This is a genomic window from Vibrio sp. OPT46, assembly GCF_015163535.1.
In the GTDB taxonomy this organism is placed as follows: Bacteria; Pseudomonadota; Gammaproteobacteria; order Enterobacterales; family Vibrionaceae; genus Vibrio; species Vibrio alginolyticus.
On record NZ_JADDYG010000898.1, the window covers coordinates 75,647 to 81,002 of the forward strand.

Annotated in this window: 2 protein-coding genes; both read right to left on the bottom strand. The window is 46.8% G+C overall.

What is annotated here, in order from left to right; genetic code table 11:
* A partial coding sequence (malQ, locus tag IQR33_RS31790) for a 4-alpha-glucanotransferase (RefSeq protein WP_193844322.1) occupies nt 1–2,007 on the bottom strand: 2,007 nt, incomplete at its 3' end.
* 117 nt (nt 2,008–2,124) lie between these two features.
* Complete coding sequence (locus IQR33_RS31795; RefSeq protein ID WP_005374836.1) at nt 2,125–4,578, bottom strand: glycogen/starch/alpha-glucan phosphorylase; 2,454 nt, start codon at nt 4,576–4,578, stop codon at nt 2,125–2,127.
* Nucleotides 4,579–5,356 lie beyond the last annotated feature (778 nt).

Consider the following 5,356-nt stretch of genomic DNA (forward strand, 5'->3'; position numbering starts at 1 on the left):
CACACTAAGCAGTGCAGAGTCACCTGCGGCTACGTGCAGTTGCAGCGCTTCGCTTAGGTATGAATCCATTGGCACGTACTGAGCATCATGACCAATGCCTTCTGGCAAATAGCCATGCCAGCGAACACTGTCTAGAATGCCTTGTTTGCACTTCAAGCGATCAGCGAATAGGCCTTCCAACTGCTGCTCATCAGGGTACAGACCAATCTCACGCCCCATCTTCAAGTCATCACAGTGCCAGAAACCGCGTAGTGTTGGCATATCGTGCGTACACAGCGCAGCCATAGACTGCTCAGCGTAGTGCTTCGGAGAAATAAAGCCACCGTCGTCTTTTGATGTTTCGAAGAAGAAGACTTTGTACGAATGCACACCCGCATCACGAAGGATATCAACGATTTCATCAGGTACAGTACCCAAGTCTTCACCGATTACAGAACACTGATGACGGTGAGATTCCAACGCTAGGATTGCTAGCATATCTTCCACTGGGTAGTACAGGTATGCGCCTTCTGTCGCTTTCTCGCCTTTTGGAATCCACCAAAGGCGAAGCAGGCCAAGTACGTGGTCGATACGCAATGCACCACAATGCTTCATGTTAGCACGTAGCAATTTGATGTAAGCGTCGTAGCCAGTCGCTTCTAAAACCTGAGGGTTAAGCGGAGGCAGACCCCAGTTTTGGCCTAGTGGACCAAGTACATCTGGTGGTGCACCGATGCTTGCATCCAATACTAGCGCGCCTTCATCAGCCCATGTTTCACTACCAGAATCAGCAACACCAACCGCAAGGTCACGGTACAAACCCACAGCCATGCCTTTTTCTTCGGCTAGCGCTTGCGCTTCTTTGATTTGATCGTCTGCGATCCATTGCAGGTACATGTACAAGTGAACACGATCTTGGTTATCCTTGATGTACTTCTGAGTACCAGCTGCGTCGAATGTGCGGTATTTCTCAGGGAATACAGGCCAACCCCACATGTTTGCATCTTCTGCATGTAAATCAGCATGAAGTGCATCGAATGCAGCTTGATGTAGCAAGCTGTCGCCGCCTTTTTCAACAAAGTCCAAGAAGGCACGAGCGCGATCGGTGTTCTTGTCTAAATGGCGAGCTTTAAACTCACTGAATAGCAGCGGAAGAACGCTCATTTTTAGTTGCGAAACTTCGGTGTAATTCACCCAATGAGAGTCTCGCGCTTTTTGTAGACGTTGTTGGAACTCTGCACTACCCACTCGCTGTTGTGCTTCTGCACTTAGCGCGAATTCAGGTACAGAGCTTACGTCGATGTACATGATGTTCAACCAACGACGAGAAGACGGGCTGTATGGGCTTGCCCCTTCTGGATTCGCAGGGAACAGCGAGTGAATAGGGTTCAAGCCAATGAAGTCACCGCCACGAGAGGCAATATCACTCACCAGTTGTTTTAGGTCGCCAAAATCACCGATGCCCCAGTTATGCTGAGTACGCAGTGTGTAAAGCTGGATACTAGGACCCCATAGCTTTTTGTGTTGGTTTAGATCGTCTTGTTTGAAACACGCTTTCGGCGTAATGATCAATGACATCTCGTAAGGTGTTTTACGACGCTTACGACTGATGATCAGTTTGTGATAACCCCAAGCCAAGTTCTTTGGCAATGCAAACACTAGAGGGCCACCCTCAGCACGCTCATCACGAACAATTTGGGACTGAAGATAGCCTTCAAGTACCTCTCCTTGTTCTGTTTCTAAACGCCAGCTGAATTCACTCTCACGAGCACTCGTACCTAGGTTTAGTTCCACTTCGACTGGTTCGCCGTCGCGTAAAACAAGAACAGGGGCTAGTACGTCTTTTTTATGTTTCTTTTCAGCAGAAGCCAGTAGTTTTTCATCACTGCTAGTATCGTAGCCAAGCGAAGCGAGCAAGCGGCGTAGCGTCTCCTCAGACACTTTAGCCTCATCTCCCCAAGCACTGACATAGCTATCAGCCAATCTCGCCATTTCCGCGACTTTCTTTAATGCTGTTTGTTCTTTCATCGCTTTCTCCGAAGGTAATACCAACACCTTCCATGTAGGGTTTTATTGTTATCAATAACTTCTTTTGGAAAATGACCAAAGGTAGCGCTTGGCTACCTTGGTCTTAACTAGGTTCTATTAGCGTTTCACCGCTTCAAGTTTCCAGATATTGTTCACGTAGTCGCGGATTGAGCGGTCTGACGTGAACTTGCCAACAAGGGCGGTATTAAGAATGGCCTTCTTCGCCCAGCCAGCTTGATCTTTATATTGTTCGCTCATGTCTTCGTGCGCTTTCACGTAAGATGCAAAGTCCGCAAGACATAAGTACGGGTCACCGCCGTCTAGTAGGCTGTCGTATGTGGCACGCAGTAAGCCCGGTTGACCTGGAGTGAATTCTTCACCCAGTAGTAGGTCCATGGACGCTTTGAGTAAGTGATCCGCATTGTAGTAATCAAATGGGTTATAACCTTGAGCTTTCAGCGCTTTCACACCTTCAACATCTAGACCGAAGATATAGATGTTCTCATCGCCTACTTCCTCACGAATCTCAACGTTTGCACCATCCATTGTACCGATAGTTAGCGCACCGTTTAGCGCCATCTTCATGTTACCTGTACCTGATGCTTCTTTACCCGCTAGCGAGATTTGTTGAGAAACGTCAGCCGCAGGGATAATGATTTCAGCCATGCTCACGCGGTAGTCAGGGATGAATACCACTTTCAGCTTGTTACCGATGCGAGGATCGTTGTTCACCTTGTCTGCAATCTTGTTGATTGCGAAGATGATTTCTTTCGCTAGGTGGTAACCCGGTGCTGCTTTTGCTGCGAAGAACACAACGCGTGGCGTACACTCAAAACCTGGTTCATTAAGAATACGGTGGTACAGAGACAGTACGTGTAGCAAGTCTAGATGCTGACGTTTGTACTCGTGCAGACGCTTGATTTGAACATCGAAGATTGCATTAGTATCGAGCTCGATACCCATGTTCTCTTTCACCCAAGTTGCTAGGCGTTCTTTGTTCTCTTTCTTCACTGCCATGAATTCTTTTTGGAATGTCGCGTCAGTAGCGTACTTCGCAATACCTTCAAGTTGCTCTAGTTTCGCTGGCCATTCTGGGCCGACTTTCTCAGTGATAAGCTGAGACAGACCTGGGTTACAGAACTTCAACCAGCGACGTGGCGTAATACCGTTCGTTACGTTGTGTAGACGTGTCGGGTACATTTCGTGGAACTCTGGGAATAGGTCTTTCTTAACCAATTCAGAGTGAAGTGCTGCTACACCGTTTACTGCGTAAGAGCCGATTACACATAGGTTTGCCATGCGAACCATGCGGTGGAAACCTTCTTCGATGATAGAAAGCTTCTGTTGTTTCGCGACATCACCCGGCCACATTGCACGTACGTCTTGTAGGAAGCGGTGGTTGATCTCGTAAATGATCTCCATGTGACGTGGTAGCAGGTGCTGGATTAGCGACTCTGGCCATGTCTCTAGTGCTTCTGGAAGTAGCGTGTGGTTGGTGTAAGCAAATGTCTTAGAGCTGATTTCCCAAGCCGCTTCCCAAGCTAAACCTTTTTCATCCATCAGGATGCGCATTAGTTCAGGAATCGCAATCGTTGGGTGTGTATCGTTAAGCTGGATAGTCTCTTGCTTAGGTAGATCCGCTAGCGAGTAGCCCGCAGCTTCGTGGCGACGTAGGATGTCACGTACAGACGCTGCTGAGTGGAAGTACTGCTGCATTAGACGCAGTGTTTTACCTTTCTCGTGGTTGTCATTCGGGTAAAGCACTTTAGTGATGTTACCTGCGTCGATCAGTGCGTGCTGAGCTTCGAAGTAATCACCATTGTTAAAGCTTGCTAGTGAGAATGGTGCAATCGCCTGACATTCCCAAAGACGTAGCGGGTAAACCGTGTCTGATTCGTAACCCACAATTGGAAGATCCCAAGGCATTGCTCTTACTGTCATGCCTGGTACCCATTTGCGGACTTCTTTACCGTTCTCGTTAATCACTTCAACGTGACCGTAAAAACCGATCTCTTGCGCAAGTTCTGGACGCGCAATTTCCCAAGGGTAGCCTTCTACACCGCGCCATGCGTCAGGTGCTTCTTGCTGGCGACCATCTTTGAATGACTGTTTAAATAGACCGTATTCGTAATGTAAACCATAGCCGACAGTTGGGAATTCTTGTGCCGCACATGAATCCATGAAACACGCAGCCAGACGACCAAGGCCACCGTTACCCAATGATGGGTCGCGCTCTTCTTCTAGCAGATCAGTTAGGTTGTAACCCAGTTCAGCCATTGCTTCTGTTACTTGTTCATACAGACCCATGCTGATTAGGTTGTTACCCGTCAAACGACCGATAAGGAATTCTAGCGAAAGGTAGTTAACGCTCTTCGCACTTTTAATGCGTGGATCTTCTTCTGTCGCAAGCAAATCTAGAGTAGTAAATTCAGCCAGAGCATGCCCCATTGCTAGGTACCATGCGCGGCTGTCTGCGTTTTCAATCGTATGAGCGTAAGTTACAGATAAGTGTTTCTTTACGCTTTCTTGGAACGACTTCTTGTCAAATTGTTTTTGTTGAGTAGGTTTCATTACGAAATTCTCACGTCTTTTGGTAATTCATCTGCCATACATCGTGCATTTACCTCTGTGAATAAACATCCTCCTAATTCTCATCCTTTGAAGGAGGAGGGCTGAGGGCGTAGAGGGGGTACCATTGCTAGGTTAGTGATCCAAATCTCAACAAAGTGAACTTTGCACCAGTTCTTAGTGATTTTGATCACAATGGAATGTGAGAAAGGTTAAAACCCGTTCATGACGCTTTTTATAGTCCACTCATCTGATGATGTGAAAATTGTAATATCGGTCACATTAACTCGGTCAGCGTAGAAGAACTTTTCGTAATCTATGTGCAACGCGATCTTAACGCTAACGAAACAAACGACATTTAAGTGACGACAATCACAAATAAAGGGCGTAGTTGATGGTAAATCCATCAACCCTTGAGAATTAGGAAGTGGATCAAAGTAACGAACATTTCTGATGTCGTAACATCCCTCTCAGCTCACAGGATTGTACGCTTTTTATACAAGCTAGAATTAGGCGATGTGAGTTATTTCTAGTTTTCGCTAGCTTTTATATCTAAGTGACCGTATGGAATGGTTTTTCAGACGGACGCAAGCCCCAATAGTAGCGACATTATCCGGTATTCAAACAGTGTTTTTGATGCTGATGACATCATTCAGTAAGACGGCTTTCAAGGGGGCTTTACTAGAATGATCACGTTGCTGTCATTTGGGTATACATAAATAAGGACATAACTACTAATGTGGATTCCATCTAAGCTTACTCGACCAGGACGCCTGCACAA

Coding starts and splice junctions, on each gene's coding strand:
- IQR33_RS31795 (WP_005374836.1), bottom strand. CDS start 4,578: ATGAAACCTACTCAACAAAAACAATTTGACAAGAAGTCGTTCCAAGAA.